This is a genomic window from Rhodoblastus sp. (genome assembly GCF_019449565.1).
Taxonomy (GTDB): Bacteria; Pseudomonadota; Alphaproteobacteria; order Rhizobiales; family Beijerinckiaceae; genus Rhodoblastus.
The window spans coordinates 26717-52775 of record NZ_JAGRPM010000040.1 but is presented as its reverse complement, the minus strand read 5'-3'; the positions used below and the strand labels follow the sequence as shown (position 1 = coordinate 52775).

Below are 26059 nucleotides of genomic sequence, written 5' to 3'. Positions count from 1 at the left end.
GCCGATCTTTCGCCGGGGTGATACATGATCTATGCGCCCTCCAACCTCAATGCTGGTTCCGGCTGCGCCGAAGGCAGCGTCCTCCGGCGCGCGGCCGCCGACGATATGAGCCGACGTGTCGTTCTGACCGGCGCATGCGCGTGGACGACGGGCTTCGTTCTCGCAGGCGCGGCGCGAGCGGACGCGGCGGTCGGGAGGATCGGTTTTTCGCAGGGCGAGGCGTTTCTTGATCGCGGTCGCGATCGGCTCGCGGCGCAAGAGGGTGTCGATATATTGCTTCGCGACGTGGCGACGACAGGCGAGGAGCCGTCGCGGCTCGATCTGCGCCTCGGCGCGGCGACACGTATTCGTCTCGGCGCCAAGGCGAGGCTCGAAATCAGCCGCATCGTTCCCGGCGTCGCCGCCACTGTCACGCTTCAGAATGGTCCGGCCTTGATCGAACGCGGTTCAGGCGCTGAACCGGATTTCCAGTTGACATCGCCATTCGCTCTGCTCGCAGCCCGTGGCACCACCTTTTTCGCCGGGCCCAGCAAGGGCGTGTTCGGAATTTTCGTCCGAGACGGCGTCGTAATCGTGCGCACGCGCCGCGGTTCGGTGACGTTGAAGGCTGGCGAGGGCGCCGATATCAAGGCGCCCGGGGCGGCGCCGACTCCGGGCAAGCTTTGGGGGCAGGCGAGGATTGACGCGGCTCTGGCGTCGGTGGAGTGACGCTAAGGCCTTCCCGCTTATCAAGACCCTCCCGCGTATCAAGAGCTTCCGGCGTATAGACTTCGACGGATGCGCTGAAGCCGCGCAATTGCGTTTTCCCGATTGCGACGAGGCGCGTCCGTCTGATTGCGCCGGCGGCGCCCGGGCCAATACAGATGCTGGAACCGAATTCCTTGTTGGCCGCCTCGAGCCGGGCAGCGGCGTTGGAGACGCCGCCATGCGCCGTGTAGTTCAGTCGGCGCTCGCCGCCCACGTCGCCCACAATGGCCCTGCCGGTTTCGACGCCGATCCTGGTCCTCCCAAATCCCGCCGCTGCGGGCATGGATGCGCTCCGAAACGTCTGGGTGAAATCGATTATCGCCATGGCGCAGGCCACCGCGCGATCGGCGTGATCTTCCATATCGAGCGGCATGTTGAAAAATGCGTGCACGGCGTCTCCGACGATCAGATCGATCATGCCGCCGTTGTCGATGATGATGCGGCAGACTCCGTCGAAATAAGGGTCGAGCAACGCGATCAGCGCCTTCGGCTCCAGCTGCGTCGTCAGCCTCGTAAAATCCTCGATGTCGGTGAAAAGGGCGGTGACGACCCGCATCTCGCCTTCTCGTTTGAGTCTTTCCGGATTTGCGACGATGGCTCGCACCACGTGGGGCGCGAGATATTGTTCGAAGCGCTGACTGATCAGCGCCTTCAGACGCCTTGTGCGCGCGAAGGCGACGCTGGCGGCGACATTGCCGCCGATGAAGGCCGCGGCGGTCGGCGCCGCCGGGTTCAACAGCAAATGCGCGTTGAGAAAGACGGTGGCGACCGTGGCGAACCAGGCCAGGATCAAGCCCGCTAACGCCGCAAAGCCGAAGGCCGGACCGCGAAAAAGCATCAGGCCGACGCTGGCCAATCCCAGCAGCGCCGAAGCCGCGACCGTAAGCGCCAGCGCGGCGTGCGGCTCGTGCGGCGCGGTTCCGTCGAGCAATTGCTCGACCGCCTCCGCCTCAATTTGCACGGACGACGTCAAGACATGGGAGGATGTCGATCTGAGGGCTCCCGCCTGCGGCGCGCTCGAACCGATCAGGGCCGTCGCGTCCGCCAGTCGCGCGTCGACAATCCTGTCGTCGAGCAGATCGCTTGCCGAGAGGGTTCGGTTGCGCCAATGGGAGTGCGCGGACCAATGGATGCGCATGGCGCCGCCCGGATCGAGCGTCGCCGAACGGCCGCCAAGAACAACGCGCCGCGGCGAGTCGAGGTCGATCATCGCTGCGCCCTCTGCGATGCGTGCGGTCTCCAGCGCCAGGCTTGGCGCAATTTGACCCTGCGAAACGAACAGCAGCGGAACACGCCGCACCAGACCGCCGTCCTCGCCGAACAAGGACTGCACGCCCAGGCCCAGCGCCGCGTCGGCGAGTGGCGGATAGGGACCGCTGAAGCCGTCGACCATTGTCGCCAAGCCGGGATCGGGCTGGCCGCCGCCAATCGGGTTGAAAGCCGGCGGCGGCCCTCCCGGCGCGGCGAGCGCGCCAAGAACGCTCGGCGCCTTGCGCAGGGAGCCCGCGAAAAACTGATCGGTGTCGGGCATGGCGTCGGCCAGCGGCCGAACGGCTTCGCCGCCGGGAAGCCCTGACAGTTTAGTGGCCAGGGCTCGTGGCGAGTCGCGGTCAGGGCCATCGAAATAAATGTCGATTGCGACGGCTTTTGCGCGCGCGAAGGCGAGCTTATCGACGATAAGGGCAAGCTTCGCGCGTGGCAGCGGCCACCCGCCGAAACGCGAGAGCGTCGCCCTGTCAATGTCGATCACGACGACCTTGGCCGTTGCATCTTCGCGCGGAAAGGCGGCGTAAAGGAGATCGAAGGCGCGTTCGCGGGCGAGCGTTGCGAGCCGGGCCGGATCGAGGACCAACAGCGCCACGAATAACGCCACCGCAAGCGCGCCGGCGAGCGCGGGCAGGGCGTTGGCGTCATAGGAGGTCGGCCTACGCATTGTCGCGGCCGTCGGCGATTTCCTGAAGGGCATGCACGTCGACGAGAAGGCCGTGCGGCGTGCGCGAGGCGACGGCGGCGCTGTCCCATGCGACCAGGATCTGGTTCACCTTGGGCCGGCTGGCCGCGACCAGATTGGCGAGCTCGCCCTGCGACATTTCGAACTTGATGGTCACGCGTCGCGCATCGGCGTTGGTCGCGATCGCCAGGTGCAGGAAAATCCGCGCCAAGCGTTGTTCAAGCGGCATGAGGGCGACCGCTTCGAGCTGTTCGGTCGTATTGCGCAGACGAGCGCAAAGGCCGCGCAGCAATGCATTGGCGAATCCGGCGTCATCGAGCAGGATTTTCTGGAATTGCGCCCGAGAAACGGTCGTCAGCGCGCAATTGGTCATTGCAGTGGCGTCGGCCGTACGCGGGCCGTCGTCGATCAGCGAAATTTCACCAAAGACGGCTCCTGCGCCAACGTGGCGGATGGTGAGTTCGCGTCCTTCCACAGTGTTGACGGAGAGGCGCACACGTCCCGACCTGACGATGAAGATCGCAAGGTCAGTGTCATCGCCGCGCAAAAAAATCGTCTGCCCGGGGATGAAACGCCGCTCCTTCGCGGCGGCCGCAACGCGCGCGAGTGCATCTTCCTCGCAATTCTGGAATAAATCGACCTGACGCAAATGTGCGATGACATCGGCTATTTGTGCCATGCGGAATCCGATCAGGGCGCAGGTCAAGGACATGAATTGCCGTAATCTTCGAACAATAGCACAGGCCGTGGGTCGACTTGAAGGCGGGAGTGACGCGGTTTCGAGGGAACAGCGCGAATGCGGCTCGCCCTGCATGATGCAGGGGTGGAAGACCCAGGCAGCATGGCGCTGAGGTCGCGCGGCGCGTTGAACGGCAGATCACCTTGCATGACGGGAAGATCATTAAGGATGACGCCGCGCCGAATGAGGGACCGAAACCGAACGATCTTATCCTGAGCGAAAAACTATGAATCTATTGGAAAGCATGCGCATCGCGACGACCGCGCTGCGCGCCAACAAGCTGCGAAGCGCGTTGACGGCGTTGGGGATTGTCGTCGGAGTGGCGGCGGTCGTTTGCATGGTGTCGGTCGGGGCAGGCGCTCAAGCGGAAGTTTCCGAAAAGATCCGCACTCTTGGCGCCAACCTCCTGTTCGTCGTCCCCGGGGCGCAAAATTCTGGCGGAGTCAGGCTGGAAGCGGGAACGCGGCCAACGTTGACCGAAGAGGACGCTGCGGCAATTCGCCGCGAACTGACCGATGTGCAGGTCGCCGCCCCCTTATTGTCGCGCTCCATGCCCCTTGTTGCCGGAAACAGAAACTGGACGACGCTGGTTGCCGGAATCAACACCGACTATCTGGTGGCCCGTGAATGGCAGATAACAGCGGGCCGCACGTTCGCGGAGAATGAGATGGAAACCGGCGCGAAAGTCGCGATTGTTGGATCGGCCATTGTCGAGGCCTTGTTCGAAGGCCGCGATGGCGTCGGCGAGACGTTCCGTGAAGGGCGCGGCGGCGATGGCGGATGTGACCGGCGAGATACAAATGTTGCTGCGGCAGCGGCATCGCATTCAGCGAGACGATCCTGACGATTTCGGAATCGAAAATCCGGCTGACGTCCAGCGGTCTTACAGCCCACGATCAGATCTGACCCTTGGTCCTGGGACTGATCCGTCGCGCCTTGGTGTCCGTACAATTTCTCACAATCTATCAGTCGCCCCTCGTCGCGGCTGATGGTGCTCCCGCAACATCTTGCGAGCCACTAAATGCGAACGATTCTTCTAGCTGCAATGGTCGGGTCTACGGCCCTTGGAAACACGTCGTTCGCCCAAGTCCAAACCTGCTTTCGAGGTTGCTTGACGGCGAAACTGACCTCGTCCGCCATCGAGGACGAGGAGATCCGCAGCTTTATGAAAGGCTGCAGAGACGATTGTGAGGCGGAGGCGCACGACAGGCTCGCTTCACGCGGCCTAGCCGGACAAATTGCGGCCTGCATTCCGGAACCGGTGGCAGACGCAGATTTGAAGAAAATTCGCTCGGCAAGTGCTTCTTTTCTCGCCTATGCGAATGCATTCACCTGGGATCTGCACAACATACTGGACAATAAAGTGGTCGTCCGGATCGAAATGAGCACCCAAAATCTGAGTTTGCAGGATGTCGTCATGTCCGCTGGCGGAACGGCTCTTCCCGGGGAAACCGCAACCTTCCTCATCTCTGGTTTCTACGATGGTTATCCAAGCGTACGGGTGACAACGCGAATTAAAGCGATCTATGCTTGCGAGCTTAAGTGATCGGCAACCGTTCGGGCGCGAGGGGGACTTTGTGATCTAGCTCGTATTGGTTACGGCGCTCGATCGGTTCGCCGATGGCCGCGAGCATTTCCACCTTGATCGATTTCATGGCCCCGACATAAGGCCGAACCTTCCGCGTCCGACCTGGTTGGCAAATCGTCGTGGCGATGGTCGCCTGTGTCACGTCGGGATTCAGCGGAAGTCCCCCGGACAGCGCCGAATGAGCAATCAGAGCAAATGCCGTGATCAATGCAAAGCGGAGCAAGGGACATGGCCTCGTGAAAAGATTCTCGCTCTCGACTGTTTCAGCGTTTTGCATGATCGGCGACAAAAAAACGCCCGCCCGTACTTCCGGGGCGAGCGTTTAGCAGTTGCGGGACGGGAGGCTGGCCCGCGTCTTTGTACGATGCGCCGGAAAGCTTGCCGGGTCCTTACTAAAACGGGCCGCTGGTACATCCGCAGCGGCCCGTCCATTGGCTTGAGCCCTCGGGAGGAAGACTTCAGCTTGTATTCCATGTGGGGGCGTCCTCGTCGGACGACAAGGGCGCGCCCACCACGGCGCAGGTGAGCCGCCCTCATCCATTGTTCGTCCAAGCCATTTTGATCGCCGAACCCATCCTCGGCGGGGTCAAGCTCTTGGTCTGTGTTGATTTTCGCTTCGAAGCCTGCTCATCATGATGAAGGACAAGGGCGAGGATCTCGACCATTTCCCTGTCGCCGCCTTGCCGCTTGAGAAGATGCTGTTGCAAGCGTCTGAAGGCCTCCGGCAGATCGACGAAGGGCGCGCCATTGCGCAAGTCAGGCGGCGCGCGACGGCCGGCAGACTTCGGGAAAGGCAAGCGTCCCATGGGCAGAGCGTCGCGCTGCTAGCCGAAGGCAGTGCTTTCAAGTCTCGCTAGCGGGAGTATAATTAGATCATGGCTATCAGTTCGCCTGATCTGAAAGCATTCTTGGTCGCCACACCTTTCTTCGGTGGCCTCTCGGACGCAAGGCTCGATCTCCTGGTCTCAATGCTGGTCGAGCGCCGGTTTGATGTCGGCGCCACTGTCGTATCGGAAGGAGAACCGGGGCGCTCAATGTATATTGTTTACCGTGGCGCGCTCGCGGTGAGCAAGCGTGGGAATTCAGGGCGCGTGATTCGCATGGCGGATCTCGGGCCGGGTGATTTTTTTGGCGAAATGACGCTCATCGAAATGCAGAACCGATCGGCCACTGTCGTTGCCGAGAGCCCAACCGTGCTGTTCGAACTCACGGCCCAAAGCCTCTATGCGTATTACAAGGCCGACATCCACGCCTATGTGATGGTGATGCTGAATATCAACCGTGAGCTCTGTCGGCGGCTCCGCCACGCCAACAATCGCATTGCCGAGTTGGCAGATGCCGCACGCGAGTAAATGGCGCGAAATCGCGCGGGCCATGCGGGTTGAGAGGAAAATGCGCAATCTCAATGCCCACATCGCAGCAATGGCCGATTAACGCCACAGTTTGGCCGTTCGCGCCTATGTGCCGCGCGGCCGCAATGGGTCATTATTCCCGGTTCATCGACGGCTCCCGGGGTCTGCCAACGACAGATACGGCCGAATTGTTCAGCGGCGATCGAATTGTAGGTCGCCTTTTGGCGGCGCCGCAACCAATCCGTCACAGATCGAATTGCTCAGGAGGGCTGACCGCTTCATCCACCTCGATTTCGCGATAGCGGACGGCGCTCTCCAGCTTCGTGTGCCCGAGCAGGAGCTGAGCCGCCCTTAAGTTGCTGGTCTTTTTGTAAATTTGCACGAAATCGCTGTTCGCGGGAGGCGCCAATGGGTGGGACCGCAGGGACCAAATCAAACATTCAGGATGCGGATCGCGCGATCCTGGCCGACGCCCTTGGAGCGAAGTTTGGCGTCGCGTTTCAACAGTTCGATGATGCTGAATTCGAATTGCTTGTGCTCGGACCGAAGGAGATCCTCTTCGAAGAAGGAGATCAGGGCGCGGACGTCTATGTCGTCCTGGGCGGTCGCCTGAGAGCCTTCCGCCGGACGTCCAAAGGCTCTGAGATCTTCAATGAAATGGGCCGCGGCGAAACCGTTGGCGAACTTGCGTTCCTGTTGAATGCGCCGCGATCTGCAAGCGTGATGGCGATCCGGGAAACACGTATCGCCCGTTTCAGCCGTGCGGACTTTGAGTTGCTGTTGTCGCGCAGGCCTCAATTGGCGACCGAGATCATGCGTCTCGCCATTGAACGATTTCGCAACAAGGAAAGAACACGTTCTACAATCTGGCGACCAGTTGTGATCGCTGTTTTGAAATTGTCTCCCCAAGTCGACATCATCGGATTTGTGCATCGTTTGGCAAAAGCGCGATCAAAGCTCGGCGGCTCCAGCGAGGTTGTCACGAAAGCCGATCTCCCTCGCTGCGCCACTGAGGAACCCGGGCCCTTTACGCCCCATGGCTCTGTCGCTCGATTCCTGAACGATCGGGCGGCGGTCAACGAGGCACTGTTTGTCGTCGTCGACTTGGGCTCAATGCCATTCGCCGCGCTTTGCTTTCAGCTGGCCGATGAAATCGTGCTTGTTGCTTCAGGCAGCGATGCGCCGCAAGAACCGTTGCATGAGATGCGGGCGGTCGACGGAGACGCAAACTTCCCCCGCGCCAATCAAACGCTTGTCTTGTTATATCGGGCGGGCGCCGGGCGACCGCTCGGCACGAACGCCTGGCTCTCTCAATATGATGTGCTCAGGCATTTTCATGTGCGGGAAGAGGCCGATCGCGATTGGTCCCGTCTGGCGCGAGTTCTGGCGGGTCAGGCGGTGGGCCTCGTCCTTTCCGGCGGCGGCGCGCGAGGTCTTGCTGAAATCGGGGTCCTTCAAGCATTGCATGCCGCTGGCGTCGACCCGGACTACCTTGGGGGCACGAGCATTGGAGCAATCATCTCCGCGTTCGATGCGATCGAAATTCAAGGTGAAACGCTTGTCGAGACGGGAAGGGCCGCTTTCAAGGCGAATTTACTCAAAGATTACAACATTGCGCCGGTCGTGTCGCTGATCAAGGGAATGAACGTCCAGGACGCCCTTCGCCGCATTATCAAGAGGACATTCGGATCGGATGACGTGTGCAGCGAGGATACGTGGAAAACACATTTTTGCATTGGATCGAATTACTCCGGCGCGAGAGAGGAAGTCCTTCGGCGCGGTCTCCTTTGGCGAAATTTAGTCGCCAGCGCATCGATACCCGGGATCTTTCCGCCACAAATCATCGATGGAAATTTGATTTTTGACGGCGCGACATTCAACAATTTTCCTGTCGACGTGATGGAGCAGCAGGGAGCGGCTTATATCATCGGCGTGGATATGCTCGCTGAAACCGACACGAGGATTGCGTCGGATCGTTTCCCGAACGCAATCAGCTTACTGGTCGATCGATGGAGAAGGCGCTCGGGACGGCGCTATCAACTTCCCTTGTTGCACGAAACCTTATTCAACGCGGCGCTGCTCGGCTCGCAGGCAAAGCAACGCTTGATGCGTTCAAGAGTCGACCTGAATATTGCCCCGACGATCGAAGGTGTCGGTTGGCTCGATTGGAGTCGCTACGACGATATTGTTCAAATGGGATATGAGACAGCGAGCCGTGAAATCGAAAAACTGGATTCCGGGATACTGATGCGGATCCAGGCAAACTGAAATCTGGCCGTCGGCAACAGATCTCGGATGCTTGAAATTATCTTTCCTCCAACAACGACTCGGCGACCAGCGCGAGCCTGCAGAGCCAAAGTCAATTCTGAACTCAATTATCGCTTATCTTCGCCGATCGCCTTCAGTTTGCGGCGCAACTCTTCGATACATCGCCCAAGATTAGCCGCCGCGTCACGGCTCCATCTCTGACGCGTTTCCTTGCAGCGAAAGAGCAGAGCGTCCCGCTCGCGAAAGCGCGTGAGCATCGCAATTTGTTTGCGATAAAAATCGGCATCAGGCGTCATCGCGTTTTCCAACCGAAGCTTGTGGAGGTTGGCCTCGAATTGGTCCCAGGAAGAAGCGAGAGATCCCAGGTCTAGGTCGAGAAAAAGGTCGAAATCGTTATAAAATCCGGGATATCGCTCGATATCTGGTTTTGCGTGGAGATGATCGGCTGTGCCCATGATCAAATCCTCGACCGCGCTGGCCTCGCCTGCGCTGTGGGCGGTATAACGCCTGAAAAGATCCGCGCTTGCCCGCACATTGTCGCGGTCGGCCCGGGGGGCGCCGTCATGATCGCGCAAGTCATAGACTGCGTCATGCCAAAATGTGGCGGCGATGATTATGTCGCGACGTTCGGCGACGTTCGACAGCGAAGCCAATCTTTCGAAGATTTCATCAATATGTCGCCACGTGTGGTAGGCGCGATGCGCTTCGCCGTAGCGCGCAACAAGCTCTGCCCACGCTCCCGGCTGGTAGCTGGCTTCACCCGGCAGCCAATATCGTTCCTTTATTCTGGCGGCCAACGCATCTATTCGCTCAGGTTCCAATAATGAATTCATGGGTTCGACCGTTACAAGGCTTGAGGCCGTTTTCAATGTTGTGCCAGCCATCTCCGGCTCCGGACGACGCCGGGCCCGCCGCGCGCCGGCATCCGTCGAATGATTGGGGCGCCCAATCTGCGGGCGCTTTCTGACGTCGCGGCGGGGCGATGTGCGTCCCATTTGCGCAGCGACCATTTCTTCTATGTTAGGAACCGCGCTGCGCTCCGGATGTTCCGCATTGTGCCCGTCCTCCTGTCCGGCTCACTTTTCACGGAAGACAAGACCAAGCTTGTCAGTCAACGGCTGGGTCAGGTAGGCGATCACGCTTCGCGCCTCGCCACGGATCAGGACTTCCGCCGGCATGCCCGGGAAGAGCTCCTTACCCTGAAGTTTGGTCGCCTCATGCATGGGGATATCGATTTTCGCCATGAAATATGGTTGACCCGTATGCTCATCCTTCAGCTGGTCGGGCGAGACATTGGCGACCACGCCGTCAAGTTCGGGCGGCGTAGGAAGTTTCAGCGAACTCAGCCGAACCGTCGCCGGCTGACCGGGATGGACTTCGTCTACTTCGTCAGGGCGTATTCTCGCCGTGACCTGAAGCGGTTCGTTGCTGGGAATGATGGACATCACGGATTGCCCGGGAGAGACCACCCCGCCCAGCGTATGGACCGTCAGTTCGTTCACATAGCCCGTCCGCGGCGCCTTGATCTCCAGTCGCTGGAGCCGGTCGCGGGACGCGGCGCGCTCCTGTTCCGCCTGTGCGATCTTCTCGACCACCGTTTGCAGTTGCGTGAGGATATCCGATTGTCCGCTCTTCCTGGTTTCGGCGATCTTGAAATCGGTCTCGGTCAGTTGCGAGCGGGCGCTCGCGATCCGAGCCTCGGTATCGCCGATTTGCCCTTGCAGGCGGCTAACCTCCCGCTCGGTTTGCCGGAGGACGGGGCGGCGCATCAGGCCTTTCTGTTCCAGCATCCGCTGGTCTGCGAGATCGGCAGCAGCTTGTTCCATTTCGCCCCGCACGGCTTTCAATTGCTCGGAAAGTCCGCGGACCTGGGTCTCGATCTGCATGTGGCGCTCGGCGAGCTGCGCCAGCTGGCTCGCACGGGTCGCCCGTTTTTCATCGAGCAGCTTCTGCTGCGCCATGATGCTGGTTCGCAACGTCTCCTGCGCATTGGGCGTGTCGAAGGGCAAGGCCGGATGGGCGATCCTTTCCGAGTCCTGCTGCTCCGCTTCAAGCCGAGCGCGCTCGGCGACGAGGTCGATGAGCTTGCGCTCGAGTATGCTGGAATCGCTGACGACTTTCGCGGCGTCCAGACGGATCAGGACCTGACCTTCGTTCACCAGTTGTCCTTCGCGAACCATGATGGCCCCGACAACCCCGCCTTCCGGATGCTGGATGGCTTGAGTACTCGATTTCACGCCGAAGGTGCCCGAAACGACCACCGCGCTGTCGATCTTTGTCGTCGTCGCCCATCCGACGACGCCTCCGCAGACGACTGTCACGCTGGTCAGGAAAGCGCGCATCAGTTTGCGGATCGAGTGTTCGTTAGCTGCGAGGTCGGCGATGAAGTCGGTCATTTCTTCCCCCTGTCGGCGTTCGCGGCGGGCGCAGGGCCTCGCTGCTGGTCGCCGTCGACTATGGCTCCGGGAGGCCGCCGGCGCTGTGAGGCTCATCACAGCGCCGGATGTCATGCGGTCGCGGCGGCGCTCTCGGCGATGTTTAGCGGTCGCAGCCGCATAGTCTCGGTTGTCGCCGGCGCGGGCGCGGGGCTCTCCCGTCCGCCCACAACCTCCGCGGGTTTGTGAGGCTGGCCGGCTCGGGGGAAAAGGGCGGCGAGAACGTGCTTCTTGCTGCCGAACATTTCCGCGCGGCCGTTGCGCAAGGACAGGATCTTGTTCGCTGCGAAGATCGCGCTCGGCCGGTGGGCGACGATGATGACGATCTGGCCCTTCAGGCGCATGCGCTGGATCGCTTCGTTGAGCGATTGTTCGCCGAGTGGGTCCAGATTCGAGTTCGGTTCGTCCAGCACGACCAGGAAGGGGTCGCCGAAGACGGCGCGCGCAAGCCCGATGCGCTGCCGCTGGCCGCCGGACAGGGTCATGCCGCCTTCGCCGACCGGCGTATCATAGCCCTTGGGAAAGGACAGGATCATTTCATGGACGCCGGCGAGCCGCGCCGCCTCAACCACCTGCGCCGTGGTCGCGTCCTTGCGGAAGCGCGCGATATTTTCGGCGATGGTCCCGTCGAAGAGTTCGATCGATTGCGGAAGGTGGCCGATGGCGTCGGCGAGGATCTCCGCCGAATAATGCGAGATCAGGGCTTGGTCGAAGCGGACTTCGCCACGCGCGACCGGCCAGGCGCCGACGAGCGCGCGGATCAAGGTGGACTTGCCGCATCCGCTCGGGCCGATGACGCCAAGAGCATCGCCCGACTCGATTTCAAAGGACACGCCAGCCACTGTCGCGTTCGTGCTTCCCGGAGGCATGATGGCGATATCGCGCACCGAGAGCGTCTTGCTGGGGCGCGGCATGCCATGCTGCTGCTGCTGGGCCGCCGGCAACATCGCCGACAGAGCCCTGACGCGCTTGAAGGCCTGCCAGGCCGCGGCGGTGGCGCGGGAGTAGGCGATCACCTGATCGATGGGCGCAAGGGCGCGGCCAAGAATGATCGAGCAGGCCATCATCCCGCCGGGCGACATGTTTGCGTCGATGACGAGATAGGCGCCGAGCGCGAGGATGCCCGATTGCAGGACGAGACGCATCGCCTTGGAGATGGCTCCGAAAATGCTGGCCTGGTCCGCCTGCACGCGCGCATGCGCGATGGCGCTGACATAGCCGCCGCCCCAGCGTTTGCAGAGATCGTCGCCCATGCTCATCGCCGCAGCCGCTTCGGAGTTCCGGCGCGCGTCCATCAGCAGACTCATGGTCGATGTCGCGGACTGGCCCGCGACGTGGGAGGACGCCTTGGCGAGCATTTGATTCACGACGCTGAGCGCGACGAGCAGGACCGCCCCAGAAATGGCCATGGCGGCGAGAAGCGGATGCACGATGTAAAGGATGGCGAAGTATAGCGGAATCCATGGCAGGTCGAGGAGGGCCGCGGGGCCGCCGCCCATCAGGAAGTTCCGGATGGTCGCCAGGTCCTGGAGCGGATCATATTGCCGCGCATGAGGCCCGAAGTGGAGCGGAAGACGCAGCGTCGCCTGGAACAACGTAGGGGCAAGCTTGTGGTCGAAAGTTATGCCGACGCGCGCCATCAACTTGCCGCGCAGACCATCCAGGAAGCCATAGAAGCAATAGAGCAGCAGCGCCAGGAGACAGAGCGCGACAAGAGTCGGGACGCTCTTGCTGGTGAGCACCTTGTTGTAGACCAGCATCATGAACAGCGGGCCGGTCAGCATGAGCACATTGCCCAGGCAGCTGATGCCGCTGACGCCGATGAGCGGCGCCCGCAGACCGCGGATCGCCTGACAAACTTGCAGGTCCGGGCTTTCAGTTGTTTTGCTCGTCTTGGAACGCGCGCTCATGGCAATCATCCTCTCGATCTCGCATCGGCGCCGTGCGCCTCTCGTTGTGCAGCATCGGCGCGAACGTCGCCGGGCGCAGTGAGGTGGGCCACAGGTGGGCGTCGGCGGTCGCTCGAAGTGAAACGGCCTCGCTGGTTGGAGCTATCAGATTCACACATTTCGAATACGCCGGGGCGCCGGGCGTTAGCTCACACAAACGGCCGACCTCGACGCATGTTTGGCGTTAGCGCGAAAACAGCGGCGGGTGAAAATCGATTGCGCGGGGTGAAAACCCTTTCGGACCTACGGATTTTTGTTCGTGTTTTGTTTCACATGAAATGCTTGCGCCGAATTGTCGCCCTAAAATCGCGATGGGACCGAGGCGCCTGCTTCTCATAACTTATTGTTATAATGATAAATTTCGTCATTGCGCACGGATAGGGGACCGGCGCGCTCCTTGCGTTTCGCCGTACGCGGCGCCGAGCGATGCCCCCACAACCGCGAGGTTGTACAAGGTGAAAATGGACCATTTTTCGCGCGAAAATGACCCGAAATTGCAGAAAAACGCAGGCTTTCTCACAGTTTTGCGCACCAGTTTACAACCAAGAATTGAGATTCGCCGCAGCGACAGCGCGGCCAAGCTTCGGAAGCCAGCACCCGTTCGCTCTCCGCCCAACGAACCATGACGAGAATCGCGGGGAATTGGGCGAATCCTTCTCCCCACAGGGCGTTCGCGAAACGCCCGTCTAACGACGGGCTATGGCGGGAGAAGGCAACCGGCCTCGTCCGGCGTCCAAGAATTAAATCTGGTGTGATGCAATTCACATCCATCCCCAGAGAATTCGTTCAAAGTCCAAACATCGCCGAAGGGAAAAGTTAGGCGATACCGACCCGCAACTCTCATTGTAAAGGAACTTACCCATGCCTACTTGGTACGATGCATTCGGCGCTGAATACAACGCCAGCAACTCGAACTATACCGATCAGTCTCAGAGCAATCCGACTGCTGTGGTCGGCGGCAGCGTCCATTCTGTCGACGTGCACAATGACCAGAGCAACGCCACCTTCCAGCAGGCCCATGCCGGCTCCGGTGGCTATGAGGCTCCCTCCTTCGGCAGCGATGCGACGAACTACAACGAGACCCATCAGTACCAGAACAACCCGACCGCCGTCATCGGCGATCACATCGGTTCGGTCGACGTGCACAACAACCAGAGCAACTACACCGAACAGCAGGCCGATGCCCACTCCGGTGGCTATGAGGCTCCCTGGTCCGGCAGCTATGCGGCGAACTCCAACGCGACCCAACAGTCCCAGTACAACCCGACCGTCGTCATGGGCGATCACATTGGTTCGGTCAACGTGGACAACAACCAGAGCAACGAAACCCACCAGCAGGCTGACGCCCACTCCGGTGGCTATGAGGCTCCCTGGTTCGGCAGCTCTGCGGCGAACTCCAACGAGACCTATCAGTCCCAGAACGACCCGACCCTCGTCTTCGGCGGCAGCGGCGGCAGCGTCGGTCATGTCGACGTGCACAACAACCAGAGCAACGAAACCTACCAGCAGGCCGATGCCCACTCCGGTGGCTATGAGGCTCCCTGGTTCGGCAGCTCTGCGATGAACTCCAACGAGACCCATCAGTATCAGAACAACCCGACCCTCGTCTTCGGCGGCAGCGGCGGCAGCATCGGTTCGGTCGACGTGCACAACAACCAGAGCAACGAAACCTTCCAGCAGGCCGATGCCCACTCCGGTGGCCATGATTTGCTCGGCTTCCCCTCTTCCGGCGGGGCGAGCAACTTCAACTTCACGACCCAGATCCAAGCCGACCCCACGATCGTCATCGGCGATCACATCGGTTCGGTCGACGTGCACAACTCGCAGAGCAACGCGACGGAACAGCTTGCGCTTGCTCACCACTGATCATGACGGCCTGGAGCGCTACCGGCTGCAAGCTTGTGGCGCTCCCTCCCCGGCCTATTGACGGCAAGGCCCCACTGTTTTGTGGGGCCTTGTCCGTTTCGCGGCGACCGGATTGGGGCGCATCGAGTCCCTAGCACTACTTTGGCAGATTAACGGATTGGCTGAAGCCGTTCGTTGAGAAGCTGGGGCACAAGAAACGGCGGCAGATGTGCCCGTTATATGTGGCGGAGCTAATCGGACCGGGAGACCGCAAGAGCATAGAGCCGATGGCGGCGCGTCTGGCGGCCGCTCATTATGACCAGCTGCATCGTTTCATCTCGGACGGAATGTGGGACGGCGCGCCGCTCGAGGCGGAATTGGCGCGGCAGGCGGATCAGCTCGTCGGCGGGTCCGACGCCTTTCTGGTCGTCGACGACACGAGCCTGCCGAAGAAGGGCGCGCATTCCGTCGGCGTCGCGCCGCAATACGCCTCCATGCTGGGCAAGAGAGCCAACTGCCAGACATTGGTTTCTCTGACGCTGGCGCGTCAGGACGTCCCAATTGCCGTCGGCTTGCGATTGTTCCTGCCGGAAAGCTGGACGAGCGACGCCGCGCGCATGGAGAAAGCAGGCGTTCCCGAGCCGTTTCGCCGCGCCTTGACGAAACCCGAAATCGCGCTTGAGGAGATCGACCGCCTAATGACTTCGGGCGTGCGCTTCGGCGCCGTTCTCGCCGATGCAGGCTACGGCCTGTCCGCCTGGTTCCGCCAGGGGCTGAGCGCCCGCGGACTCGCCTGGGCGGTGGGCGTTCCCAAACATCAAAAGGTCTATCCCGCCGGCGTCTCCTTGATCTTTCCTGTGGCGCAACGAGGGCGGCCGCGCAAGAACCAGATCCCCGATCAGCTCTCGGTGGCGGCCGAGACGATGCTGGCCGACGCCAAGTGGAGGAAAGTCAGCTGGCGGCGCGGCGTCAAAGGCCCGCTGAGCGCCCGTTTCGCCGCCCTGCGCGTTCGCGTCGCCGACGGGCCTCCTCAGCGCATCCTCGATAAAGGCCAGCAGCACATGCCGGGCGAGGAGGCGTGGCTGATCGGCGAATGGCGTTCATCCGGCGAGCGCAAATATTATCTGTCCAACCTGTCGGCCAAGGCCGGGCTCAAGAGGCTCGCCGCCGCCATCAAGGCCCGCTGGGTCTGCGAGCAGGCCCATCAGCAGATGAAAGAAGAGTTGGGCCTTGATCACTTTGAAGGACGATCATGGCAGGGGCTGCACCGGCACGCGCTCATGACCATGATCGCCTATGCCTTCCTGCAGCATCAGCGTCTCAAACAGACGAAGCGGGAAAAAAAGAATCCGGAACGGCCCGCCGCAGCCGACCCTGCCGGCGATCCGACGCGCCGTCATCAAGGCGCTGTCCCGCAAGCAAGCCTTGGAGCGATGTCCCCACTGCCGAAGGCGCAGCAGAATCCCCGCGAAATAGTTCTGCCAAAGTAGTGCTAGAGCCCCTAACACAACACCGGATATAAGGTTCTGAAGCAGATTATGGCGGTGGCGAGAGTGAGGAAGGCGAGGTAGAGGTCGGCGCTTCGCTCGTAGCGGATGATGAGGCGTCGGAACCTGCTGAACTTTGCGATGGACCGCTCGACGACCCAGCGATAGCGGCCGAGTTTGTGGGAGGCGTCGACGCCTCTGCGCGCGTTCCGAGGGATCATGCCGCGCTTGCGCAGGTCGCGGCGGGATCAAGGATTCGAGCTCTGACCAAAGTTCGTCGGGAAGAAGTCTTCTAGCCATCCAGAAAATTCATCCAGACATAGTTAACAAAAGGTTATGTTAGGAACTCTAAGCAAAGGTCCCGCGCGATGGCGGGGCCTTCGATGCGGCTCAGGAGCGGGTCAGGCGACATGCGCGAGACCGGCGGGGTGGGGATCGATATGGCTTTGCTGCGAGGACAAAGCGTCGACATTGCCGCCGACTTCGATCGTGCCGCCATTTGCTGCATTGAAAATGATATTCGTCGTCTCGAACTGCGCATTGTGCAGGAAGCTCCCGAAATCGTGCGAACTGGCCGACGTCAGCGACGTCGATTGACTTCCAAGGCCTTCCACATTTCCGCCGACTTCGATCGTCCCGCCATTCGCCGCGTTGAATATGATGTTCGTCGTTTCGAACTGCTCGTTATGCAGCAGGCCGCCACTGCCGCCGGAATCAGGCGCGCCGAGCGCGACCATCTGATGGGCCAGGGCCTCGACATTGCCGCCGACTTCGATCGTGCCGCCGGGGCCGGCTTCAAAGATGATGTTGACGATTTGGCTCACCTGGTTCAGCGCCGCAAAGCCGCTGCTCCCGCCGAAATGCTCGATCGGGTCAAAGCCCGCCGGACCGGTCAGTCCGCCGCCGAGGACATGCTCGAACCCGCCGGCTTCGCCCCAGGCCGCCGGCCCCCAGCCGAGACCTCCGCCATGGTCGAATTGACCATGTTCGGCCGGGCCCTGCCCGTGAATGTCATGATGCGAACCCTCCGACCACCGATCGTGGTCGCCGTGGTGGAAAGAATGGTGATGGGGATGGCGCCCATCTGAATCATGGGACGAATGACGCTCGCGCCCGTCGCCGGTCGCGTTGAACTCGCGATCGTGCTGCCTTTCCGTTTGCGTTGCAATATCCATTTGGGACTCCTTCTCTGGCTTGGAATACCGCGCCAGCATGGAGGAACGGTCCATCGCAGGCTGTGAAGCGCGACACAGTTGGAAGCCGCCATCGCGCTTGCGCTTACTTTTTTCTGGCGTTGGCCTATTCTGGAGTCTGAAAGCCAGTGCAGCCCTCGCTGGAGCGCCGCATGCCCGAGAAGCCCTCCGAGTCTGAATTCCTGCGCCTGGGCGGGTTGGATATCTTCCGTAAGGTCGCCCCCGGGATCCTGGAGCAGCTGCACCGCCGCTCGCAGCGCAAGACGCTGCAAAAAGGCGAGCTCCTGTTCAATCTCGGGGACCCGTCGGACGCCTTTTATGTCATCGCGTCGGGGCGGATCCGGATCTGGACCGTCTCCGCCGCTGGCGTCGAGGTGACGCTGAACGTGCAGGTCGCCGGCGCCGTCTTCGGCGAGATCGGCATGCTCGACGGCAGCGTGAGGACGGCGGGCGCCTCCGCCATGGCGCCGACAGAGCTCATCAGCATCTCGCGAAAATCGTTCTTCGACGCCCTGGATCAGGATCCCCAACTCGCTCGCAACGTGATCGACCTGCTCTGCCGAAGGCTGCGCTGGACAACGGCTCGCGTGGAGGATGCCGTCCTGCGCCCCGCGGCGCAGCGCCTCGCCCGCATTCTGGCCCATCTGGCCCAGGATCACAGCCGTCCGACGCCGCGAGGACGGGAGATCACCATCAAACTGACCCAGGGCGAACTGGCCCAATGGACCGCGATGTCGCGTGAAAGCTTGAACAAGCTCCTCAACCGCTGGATCGACGATGGCGTCGTGTTTCAGGAAAAAGGCGTGCTGACAATCTGCAAGCCCGATCTGCTGGCGGAACTGGCCGAATGCTCCGAGTGAACATTAACGAGGTCCGGACAGCACAACCTTGGCGTTGCTCAGGAAATTCCTTCGCTCGCTCTCCGTGGGAATCTCTCGCGCCAGCAGCTGAATAAGCCGCTCCATCTCAGTGGCCTCGGCGGCTTTGCGGCGGACGAGCATTTTTGCGATCGGTCCGAGATGGGTCGTGAGGAGTTGAGCCAGTTGATTGAGGCGGGCGACCTCGAGACTGAGGCAGGGCGGCTCAGAAGACGGCGAGTTCCTTCTTTCCGGTTCGGCAATTGTCGCGGGCGTTTCTGGAGGCTGTGGGGCAAACGCCTTCGGGGCGACAGGTTCCGTGAAAAGGGAAGGGTCCATCGCCGACGTGATCGGTTTAGCCAATGGCTCGTCCGGCAGGATGTGGGGCAATTTCGGCGGCGAGGACAAAGCCGATGCATCGCGGTCGGCCTGTCGTGGGGATGGATCGAGAAACGAACTGGAGCTAGGCGCGAAGGTGCGGTCAAGCACGGCGGCGGCCGGGCCGCGCTCGGTTGGAGCCGGGGGCGGAAGCACCCGGAACGTTTCGATCCGTCTCGGGCTGTGCTTGAGCGTGCGCACGCCGCTCTCAACGAAAGTGGCCGCGATGTGGGAGGCGACGGCGTCCATCACCGATGACGAAACGAGTATTCCGCCCGGCACGGCCAGACTCTCCAGGCGGGAAGCGATGACCAGCGCCTCACCATAGGGAAGCTCGTCCTGGAACAGGACTTCGCCGAGATGCAGGCCGATCCGCATTTTGAGGCTATGAAGTTTTGGCGCCGCCGCCAATCGGGTTTGTACGGCGAGCGCGCAGCGTACAGCATCGACTGTGCTCTCGAAGAGCGCAAAGATGCCATCGCCCGGCATCCCGAACAGCCACCCCCCATGTTTCGCCAACTCGTCGATCGCGACCCGACGGGTGATCGAGAGCGCGTCTATGGTGTTGGTTTCGTCAATGGCCATCAGCCCGCCGAAATTGGCGACGTCGGCTGCGAAGACGGCCCGCAGACGGCGGCGGCGGGGCGGAACGGGGCTCGGGACGTCTGGGCCGGCGGTGTCAGTCACGTTCATCTCGTCCGGCCTTACATGTCAGTGCGTCTTGCTTGCCGCCGACCTCTCGCGGAGAGCGAGAAAACGCGATTTTTCGTGCTCGTCGGGGATCCTGTCGGCGAGGCGCCGGTAAAAGTCGTCGCGTCCGACGGCCGTGCGCGCCTCTCTAATGACAATGTGCCTGGCGATGGGGCCGATCGCGGGAACCAGCGAGTTGATCGTCGCCTTGATCTCGGCGTCCGAAATTGTCTCTTGAGCGAAAGCGCAAGCCATTCCCAGGTCTTCCCGCAAAAGCTTTTCCGCGGCTTGGCGGAATTGCGCGATATCGGCGTCGGCTCTGATATGTCGACTCAGACAGGCGACCAACGAGTCGATGTCGCTGGTCTCCTGCAACGCCTGCCTTACGATCACCCTGGCGACCGGTCCCAGCCAATGGGCCAAGGATCGGCTCAGTGCGTCGGCCGCGCTGGACGACAGTTTCGTCGCCAGGGAAGCGCTCAGCTCTTCCGCGGTGGCGTCGTCCCGGCTGGAGGTCCGCGACAATTCGGTCAGATCAACGGGGACGCGGTTGTCATGGGGGCGAGCCTCGATCGCCGCGCTCAGGCTTTCAATGAAGCGTTCCGCGGACTGGTACCGGTCGTCAGGGTTTCTCGCGAGCGCCTTTTGCGCCACTGCGTCGATCTCAGTCCAGAGTTCCGGCCTCAGCGTCATTATGGAGGGGGGCATTTCATTGAGAAGCTTCCGCATGAGTTCCGGGAGGTCGAAGGCGATAAAGGGCTTCGAGCCTGTGAGCAGCTGATAGAGGATCACGCCGACGGAAAAGAGGTCGGCGCGGACATCGGCCGCGCGCCCCAATAAGCGCTCTGGGGCCATATAGTTTGGCGTGCCTACCGCCCCAAGCCCTTGGGGATTGGTCAAGTCGAGAGAGTCGAGACGCGCCACGCCGAAATCCGTGACCTTGATGGACGCCGCTGAAGGACAGAGGATGTTCGACGGCTTTATGTCTCGGTGGATTACGCCCTTCGAATGGGCGTGATCGAGCGCGAGCAGGATCTGGGCCATGACCTCCCCGACTTGCCGGATTGGAATGAGCGTTCCGGACCGGATCACGTCCTCCAGGGTGCCCGCATTGACATATTCCATGATAATGTAAGGGCGGCGTTCGTGCTCCACGAGGTCGAACACGGTCACGATATTGGGGTGCAGGCAGCGCGCCGCCGACTGAGCTTCGGTTGCGAAGCGTTTCAGGAAGCTCTCGGAATCGTCGAAATCGCTAATGATTTCCTGGCGCAAGGTTTTGATCGCGAGCGGCCGGTCGATCTGTTCGTCATAGCCCTTGTAAACAATGCCCATCGCTCCGCGTCCGATCACATGATCGATGCGGTATTTGCCAACCCGGGCGGGAATTGCGTCGGCATTCATTGTGGTTCGTCTTTGTGCTCAGGACCAACTCGAAAAAATGTTGTACGCGGGGCGAATGGGGACAGCCCCGCTCAGGTTTTTTCCAACTCTTTCATCGCGTAATCGAGACTCCGGCGCATCCGGTTGAACGAGCGGGCAAGCGACGCCACTTCGTCCGTTCCCTCATATTGGAACTCGGGATTTGAGGTGTCGCCCATGCTATAGGCCTCCGCGATCTTGGCCATCCGGTTGACAGGTGAAATGACGTAGCGATTGAGCAAAATGTTGAGAAGAACAAGCAAAGCCAGAAAAATACCGCTCGATATGCCTATGAACAGCATCAAATTGCGCCAAACCTTCGTCTCGGTGGCGCTCATGGGTATGGAAATGATCTGGGCAATCAGGGTATCGTTGAGTTTCCAGCCAAAGCCGTTCTTGTTGCCGTAAAGAGCGACCATCGACGGCGGAGCCTTGTCCGCAGTGGAGTGGCAGGTCAGGCAACTCTCGTCTTTGATGACCATTGGATAGGTCACCGTATATTGCTGTCCCTCTTCGGTCGTGCGGACAGTGATGTCCTTGTCTATGTCGCGGTTGGCGCTCAGCTTCTCGATGAGTTCCTGCTCCCAATCCTTGGCGCGGTTAGCGGGGTTCGTTGGATTGAGCGCCGCTTCCTTGTATGAATATTGCGGATAATACTTCCGGAAGTTCCGGAATACGGTGTGGGCCGAAAATGAAGGAATGGTTTGGGGAAGAAATTGGATTCCGGATTGATCGTCAAGGAGAGGCCGGATCTCGTCAGTTGTATATTTGCGCACCGACAGGGCTTCGGCCCGCAGCACGTCGATCTGCGCTTGCAGTTGTTCCATGGCCTCCCGGCGGGAAAGCTGATAGAATGGCCACAGCGACAGGGTCAGTCCGACGAGATAGCAGGACAGAAGAACAATATTGAAGCGTAGTCCCAGACCCATCGGAAAACCCATAGGATTGAAGGCTGGCCAGCTCAAATTGCTTGACGGACGTTAAACCAAATCCGGTAGAAGCGCGATGGTTTCTTTTGGCGGAAGGATCACGCATTTTTGGGCGCCGGCGTGGCTCTCAGGCGTCCGCACGGCGAGCGTCAAAAAGCGGATTCGACGCCGAATAGCCTCGGTCGCCGCTTCCGCGGCGCTTGTTGTGGCTCTGACTCCCTCATGGGTCGAGGCCGCGGGGCGGGTCGCCCTGGTGATGGTCGGCGAAGACTACCAGAAACTTCAGAAATCGAACGTGAGCGCCAAGCAAGCGGGCGAAATCGCCGAGGCGCTGCAGGCCAAGGGCTTCGAGGTCCTGCTGGGTACGAACCCGACCAACGCTCGGGCGCGGGCCATCCTTCTGGATTTCTCCCGCAAGGCGAGCGACGCGGATTTCGCGATCGCCTTCATGATGGGCCACGTGGCCGCCGCGGGCGGCCAGAGTTATTTCCTCCCTGTGAACACGGAATTAGGCGCCTCTACGGATCTCTTCTCCCGCGGCATTTCCATCTCCTCGGTCGCTCAAATCGTCGGAAAGGCCCATGCTGGAGCTGTGGTCGTACTGATGACGTCGCCGATTTTCGAGAACGCGGTCCCGGGACTGGATACGCGCCCGCAATATGCGACGGCAAACCCGACCTCCGTCGTCACCGTCTTTTCGTCCTCGCCGAAAGTGTCCGTGTCCCGCATTGACGTGGTGAGCGCGCAAGCGGCCGACGCTACCGCAAGAGTGCTCCTGCTACCGGCGCCAAGTCTCGCGGAGCTTGTCAAGGCGGCGTCCGCCGACGTCGGCGCAGTCTTCGGCGCGCCCGCAGAGATCAGTCTCGAAAAGCCCATCCCGGCGCAGGAAAGCACTGCGTCTTCCGGGGCGCAACCTGCTCAGGCCAAGCTGGTGGGCGATGCGCAAGACAAGCAAAAAGGCCGCGCCGACTCCGAACGACGGTCCAAGGACGACGAGGTTCAGGCGGGCGCTGCGCGGCTTCAGCTGCAGCAGGCGAAAACGGAATTGGAAAAGGCCAAGGCGGAAACGCAGCGAGCCCAGGCCGAAGCGTCGCGCGCAGAGGCTGAAGCTGAAAAGGCGAAGGCTGAAGCTCAGGCCGAGCTCGCAAGAGCGCGGACGGCGAATGCGAATGCTTCCGAGCAAGTGCCCACCGTCTCTTCCACTCCGGTCGATGAAAAATTCCTCGGTAAGAGGCAGCGCGAGCGGATCCAGGAACGTTTGAGAGACATGAGCCTCTATACGGGGCCGATCGACTCCATCATGGGTCCTCTCACCCGTGAGGCCATCATGGGCTACCAGCGCGGCAAGGGCGCGAAAGTGACGGGATACCTTACGCCCGAGCAGTTCCAGGCGCTTCTCCCCAACGGGGATTGAGGCGGATAGGAGTCGCCACTGCTTTGTGCGCCTGGCGACGGCGAGATCCCGTTCGGTCTTTGTCGACGGGCCGCGGGTCAGACAAATTGGCGCTGTCTTGGGCGCTGTTATGTCCCCCCGCCGCGCCTTCAACCGCCAATCTGAGAACAGCGCAAGCCGTGTTCACCGCTCGGACGATGGGTCACGGCGCATAGGCGACGTAGATTTTTTTTCCCGCGCTGTAACGCGGGGCACATCCTCGGACGCCTGTAGATGCTCAACTGTCGGTCGGGTCGCATCAATCTTAGGTCGGACCAGTACTGCAATTGACATCAAGCAGAGCAATGAGGAGCGGATGATGAACGCTAATGAAAATCCTGGCGTCGGCGATTTTTCGCCACTTGAGTTTATGATCAGTCTTGATCCGGATCGATCCTTCGTCGTCCGCGAAATGCGCGGACGCATCGACCGCGCGTTCGCTGAGCTTTCAAGTGCGATCCTGTTCGTCCGAGAAGTGTGCCTGGCGCGCGGATGCGCTTCGGTCATGAAATTCGACCAGAGCCTCGCTTGCATTCGCGCTGCGGGATAATCCTTACCGCCGCGCCCGATGTCCTCCGGCGCGTCAGCCTTTCTCGTGCGGTCTCAGCAAGAATGGCGTTGCGAAGGAGCTGGCGAGCGGCTGCAGGAAATCATGGGGGATACGGCTTTTCCTTCAGGGCCTGAGCATGCCGCTCGCGACGATCTGGTCGGCGCTGGCGGAGTTGAACGCGCAAGGCGTGTCGTAAACGAGGGCGAGCCGCAGGAGCGCCTTCACATCGACGTCATGCGGCATGGACGTGAGCGGGTCGGGGAAGAAGACCAGAAGATCGATCTTTCCTTCCGCGATCATGGCGCCGATCTGCTGGTCGCCGCCGAGCGGACCTGACTTTACGAGATCGATGCGGAGGTCCGGGCAGGACTCATGGAGCAATGTTCCGGTCGAGGCCGTGCCGATCAATCGATGAGCGCGCAAATGCGCTTCATGACGGATGACCCAATCGGCGAGGGACTTTTTCTTTTCGTCATGGGCGATGACGGCGATAGTCAGGGGCATGGCGAGACCTCCGTGGGAAGGGAATTTTGCGGCGTTGGCGATGCGAGCGTCCGAAGATGCGCGACCAGGCCGGAGGTCGAGGCGTCCTTGCCGGTTGCGGATTCGACGCCCGACACGATGGGGAGCAGATTTGTCGCCAGTTCCTTGCCGAGCTCGACGCCCCATTGATCGAAGGCGTTGATATTGAAAATGGCGGCTTCCACGAAAACGCGATGCTCATAGAGCGCGATCAGCCGTCCCAGCGCGTAGGGGTCGAGTTTGCGATAGGCGATCGTTGTCGACGGGCGATTGCCGGGAAAAGCCTTGTGCGGGGCAAGTATTCGCGCCGCCCCTGCGTCGCTGGTTTTTGCAAGGTGGATCGCCTCGGCATCGCCGGCGCTTCTGCCAATCATCAGCGCCTCTGATTGCGCCAGGCAATTGGCGATCAACAGCAAATGGTGATTGGCGAGACCGGCTTCATGTCCCTGCGCCGCGACGATGAATTCACAAGGGATCACGTCCGTGCCCTGGTGCAGCAGTTGATAGAATGCGTGCTGGCCATTCGTGCCCGGTTCGCCCCAGATGACGGGACCGGTCGGTCGCGCTACGGGCTCGCCGGACAAGGTCACGCCTTTCCCGTTCGATTCCATATCGAGCTGCTGAAGATAGGCGGGCAGGCGGTGGAGCCGCTGGTCATAGGGAAGGATCGCCCGCGAGGGATGGCCGCAAATATTGCGATGCCAAATGCCGATAAGGCCGAGCAAAACGGGCAGATTTTCATGTAGGGGCGCGGAACGGAAATGTTCGTCCATCGCAAAAGCCCCGGACAGAAAAGCTTTGAAGCGCGCCTCGCCGATGGCCAGCATCAAGGGGAGGCCGATAGACGACCAGATCGAATAGCGGCCGCCCACCCAATCTCCGAAACCGAAGATACGATCCGGCGCGACGCCAAATTCAGCGGCGCGCTCGACCGCATTGGAGAGGGCCACGAGATGCGCGGCCGCCGCAGTCTCTCCCAGCGCGAGCGCGAGCCAATCGCGCGCCGCCGTGGCGTTGGTCATGGTCTCGATTGTGGTGAAGGTCTTGGAGGCGGCAATGACGAGCGTCCGCGCCGGATCCAAATTCTTGATCGTATCCGCGAGATGGGCGCCATCCACATTCGAGACGAAGTGCAGGCGCGGCCCGTCATGGTAGGGAGCGAGCGCCTGCACGGTCATGACAGGACCCAGATCCGACCCGCCGATGCCGATGTGGATCACATCGGAAAAGCTTTGTCCGCGCGCGGTCTTGATCAAGCCTGAGCGGACGCCTTCGGCGAAACGGCCGAGGCGCACGAGTTCGTCGCGTATTCCCGGCATGACGTCCTTGCCGTCCACGACGACCGGATGATCCGTCTGATTTCTCAGCGCCGTATGCAGCACGGCGCGATTTTCCGTGATGTTGATCGGCGCGCCGTCGAACATCGCTTCCCGCCTTTGCTCGACTTTGCAGGCTTCGGCCAGTTGAAGCAGAAGGTTGAGGGCGGCCTTGCTCAGCGCGGTCTTCGAAAAATCGAGCAGGAGATCGTCCAGCCTGGCCGAGAAGGCTTCGAAACGGCCCTCGTCGGCGGCGAAAAGATCGACGAGCGGCTGATGTGCGGTTCTTTCGCGCTCGATCGCAAGCTGCTTCCAGATCGCTTCGATGTCATCGCTTTTCATGGTTTTGAAGCCTCTTTTAGTGATGGAGCGGCTGATCCAAGGCGGCCGAAAGCCGCCGCCGTTTTGG

At 61.1% G+C, this 26059-nt stretch carries 22 protein-coding genes and 2 pseudogenes; 9 read left to right on the top strand and 15 right to left on the bottom strand.

The window, feature by feature from the left end; genetic code table 11:
* The first annotated feature begins 24 nt into the window (after window positions 1-24).
* Window positions 25-708 carry a FecR family protein gene (locus tag QZ409_RS10565; RefSeq protein WP_296710485.1) on the top strand — a complete coding sequence of 228 codons (684 nt, stop codon included), beginning with the start codon at window positions 25-27 and terminating at the stop codon, window positions 706-708.
* On the opposite strand, the gene QZ409_RS10560 is transcribed toward QZ409_RS10565, so the two are convergent.
* The gene (locus QZ409_RS10560; RefSeq protein WP_296710482.1) at window positions 626-2680 is read right to left on the bottom strand and encodes an adenylate/guanylate cyclase domain-containing protein; all 2055 of its coding nucleotides are present in this window, start codon (window positions 2678-2680) and stop codon (window positions 626-628) included. The genes QZ409_RS10565 and QZ409_RS10560 overlap by 83 nt on opposite strands.
* A complete protein-coding gene (locus QZ409_RS10555; protein WP_296710480.1) occupies window positions 2673-3377 on the bottom strand; it encodes a Crp/Fnr family transcriptional regulator in 705 nt (234 codons plus the stop codon). Before QZ409_RS10555 ends, QZ409_RS10560 begins: the two co-directional genes overlap by 8 nt.
* A gap of 286 nt (window positions 3378-3663) precedes the next feature.
* On the opposite strand from QZ409_RS10555, the gene QZ409_RS10550 reads away from it, so the two are divergent.
* Together QZ409_RS10550 and QZ409_RS10545 are read left to right on the top strand one after the other, a co-directional pair.
* Window positions 3664-4281 (top strand): ABC transporter permease, encoded by a 618-nt coding sequence (locus QZ409_RS10550; protein ID WP_296710477.1) that lies wholly within the window; start codon window positions 3664-3666, stop codon window positions 4279-4281.
* A 267-nt stretch (window positions 4282-4548) separates the two neighbouring features.
* Window positions 4549-4983 (top strand): hypothetical protein, encoded by a 435-nt coding sequence (locus QZ409_RS10545; RefSeq protein ID WP_296710475.1) that lies wholly within the window; start codon window positions 4549-4551, stop codon window positions 4981-4983.
* On the opposite strand, the gene QZ409_RS10540 is transcribed toward QZ409_RS10545, so the two are convergent.
* On the bottom strand, window positions 4976-5314 hold the full coding sequence (locus tag QZ409_RS10540; RefSeq protein ID WP_296710472.1) for a hypothetical protein: 339 nt from the start codon (window positions 5312-5314) through the stop codon (window positions 4976-4978). The genes QZ409_RS10545 and QZ409_RS10540 overlap by 8 nt on opposite strands.
* A 331-nt stretch (window positions 5315-5645) precedes the next feature.
* Window positions 5646-5798: pseudogene (locus QZ409_RS10535) on the bottom strand (IS21 family transposase); the annotation flags it as partial.
* A 102-nt stretch (window positions 5799-5900) separates the two neighbouring features.
* Here QZ409_RS10535 and QZ409_RS10530 point away from each other — a divergent pair.
* The gene (locus QZ409_RS10530) at window positions 5901-6377 is read left to right on the top strand and encodes a cyclic nucleotide-binding domain-containing protein (protein WP_296710468.1); all 477 of its coding nucleotides are present in this window, start codon (window positions 5901-5903) and stop codon (window positions 6375-6377) included.
* A gap of 244 nt (window positions 6378-6621) precedes the next feature.
* Here QZ409_RS10530 and QZ409_RS10525 read toward each other — a convergent pair whose 3' ends face one another.
* A complete protein-coding gene (locus QZ409_RS10525) occupies window positions 6622-6759 on the bottom strand; it encodes a hypothetical protein (RefSeq protein WP_296710465.1) in 138 nt (45 codons plus the stop codon).
* Window positions 6760-6785: 26 nt separating this feature from the next.
* Between QZ409_RS10525 and QZ409_RS10520 the strand changes: the two genes are divergently transcribed.
* Window positions 6786-8645, top strand: a complete 1860-nt coding sequence (locus QZ409_RS10520) for a cyclic nucleotide-binding and patatin-like phospholipase domain-containing protein (protein WP_296710463.1) — start codon at window positions 6786-6788, stop codon at window positions 8643-8645.
* Window positions 8646-8752: 107 nt separating this feature from the next.
* Here the strand turns inward: QZ409_RS10520 and QZ409_RS10515 are convergent, their stop codons facing one another.
* From QZ409_RS10515 to QZ409_RS10505, 3 genes are all read right to left on the bottom strand, one after another.
* Window positions 8753-9529 (bottom strand): hypothetical protein, encoded by a 777-nt coding sequence (locus QZ409_RS10515; protein WP_296710460.1) that lies wholly within the window; start codon window positions 9527-9529, stop codon window positions 8753-8755.
* Between the two features lie 192 nt (window positions 9530-9721).
* Entirely contained in the window at window positions 9722-11041 is a 1320-nt protein-coding gene (locus QZ409_RS10510; protein ID WP_296710457.1) for an HlyD family type I secretion periplasmic adaptor subunit, read from the bottom strand.
* 110 nt (window positions 11042-11151) lie between these two features.
* Window positions 11152-12990 (bottom strand): type I secretion system permease/ATPase, encoded by a 1839-nt coding sequence (locus tag QZ409_RS10505; RefSeq protein WP_296710454.1) that lies wholly within the window; start codon window positions 12988-12990, stop codon window positions 11152-11154.
* A gap of 900 nt (window positions 12991-13890) precedes the next feature.
* On the opposite strand from QZ409_RS10505, the gene QZ409_RS10500 reads away from it, so the two are divergent.
* Together QZ409_RS10500 and QZ409_RS10495 are read left to right on the top strand one after the other, a co-directional pair.
* Window positions 13891-14895 carry a hypothetical protein gene (locus QZ409_RS10500; RefSeq protein WP_296710451.1) on the top strand — a complete coding sequence of 335 codons (1005 nt, stop codon included), beginning with the start codon at window positions 13891-13893 and terminating at the stop codon, window positions 14893-14895.
* Window positions 14896-15056: 161 nt separating this feature from the next.
* The gene (locus QZ409_RS10495) at window positions 15057-16364 is read left to right on the top strand and encodes an IS701 family transposase (protein ID WP_296710563.1); all 1308 of its coding nucleotides are present in this window, start codon (window positions 15057-15059) and stop codon (window positions 16362-16364) included.
* 11 nt (window positions 16365-16375) lie between these two features.
* Here the strand turns inward: QZ409_RS10495 and QZ409_RS10490 are convergent.
* Both QZ409_RS10490 and QZ409_RS10485 read right to left on the bottom strand, forming a co-directional pair.
* A pseudogene (locus tag QZ409_RS10490) lies at window positions 16376-16594 on the bottom strand (transposase); the annotation flags it as partial.
* Window positions 16595-16762: 168 nt separating this feature from the next.
* Complete coding sequence (locus QZ409_RS10485; RefSeq protein ID WP_296710448.1) at window positions 16763-17536, bottom strand: hypothetical protein; 774 nt, start codon at window positions 17534-17536, stop codon at window positions 16763-16765.
* A 170-nt stretch (window positions 17537-17706) separates the two neighbouring features.
* Here QZ409_RS10485 and QZ409_RS10480 point away from each other — a divergent pair, with 170 nt between their 5' ends.
* Window positions 17707-18414, top strand: coding sequence for a Crp/Fnr family transcriptional regulator (locus tag QZ409_RS10480; RefSeq protein ID WP_296710446.1), 708 nt, complete (start codon window positions 17707-17709; stop codon window positions 18412-18414).
* Between the two features lie 3 nt (window positions 18415-18417).
* Here the strand turns inward: QZ409_RS10480 and QZ409_RS10475 are convergent, their stop codons facing one another.
* The 3 genes from QZ409_RS10475 to QZ409_RS10465 all read right to left on the bottom strand — a co-directional run bounded on the left by QZ409_RS10475 (window position 18418) and on the right by QZ409_RS10465 (window position 21830).
* The gene (locus QZ409_RS10475; RefSeq protein WP_296710443.1) at window positions 18418-19476 is read right to left on the bottom strand and encodes an adenylate/guanylate cyclase domain-containing protein; all 1059 of its coding nucleotides are present in this window, start codon (window positions 19474-19476) and stop codon (window positions 18418-18420) included.
* 24 nt (window positions 19477-19500) lie between these two features.
* Window positions 19501-20883, bottom strand: coding sequence for a serine/threonine-protein kinase (locus QZ409_RS10470; protein WP_296710438.1), 1383 nt, complete (start codon window positions 20881-20883; stop codon window positions 19501-19503).
* A gap of 71 nt (window positions 20884-20954) precedes the next feature.
* On the bottom strand, window positions 20955-21830 hold the full coding sequence (locus QZ409_RS10465; protein WP_296710434.1) for a DUF3365 domain-containing protein: 876 nt from the start codon (window positions 21828-21830) through the stop codon (window positions 20955-20957).
* Between the two features lie 76 nt (window positions 21831-21906).
* On the opposite strand from QZ409_RS10465, the gene QZ409_RS10460 reads away from it, so the two are divergent.
* Complete coding sequence (locus QZ409_RS10460; RefSeq protein WP_296710430.1) at window positions 21907-23244, top strand: peptidoglycan-binding protein; 1338 nt, start codon at window positions 21907-21909, stop codon at window positions 23242-23244.
* A gap of 691 nt (window positions 23245-23935) precedes the next feature.
* Here QZ409_RS10460 and QZ409_RS10455 read toward each other — a convergent pair.
* Window positions 23936-24316, bottom strand: coding sequence for a methylglyoxal synthase (locus QZ409_RS10455; protein ID WP_296710426.1), 381 nt, complete (start codon window positions 24314-24316; stop codon window positions 23936-23938).
* Entirely contained in the window at window positions 24307-25992 is a 1686-nt protein-coding gene (gene pgi, locus QZ409_RS10450) for a glucose-6-phosphate isomerase (protein ID WP_296710423.1), read from the bottom strand. Before pgi ends, QZ409_RS10455 begins: the two co-directional genes overlap by 10 nt.
* Window positions 25993-26059: the final 67 nt, after the last annotated feature.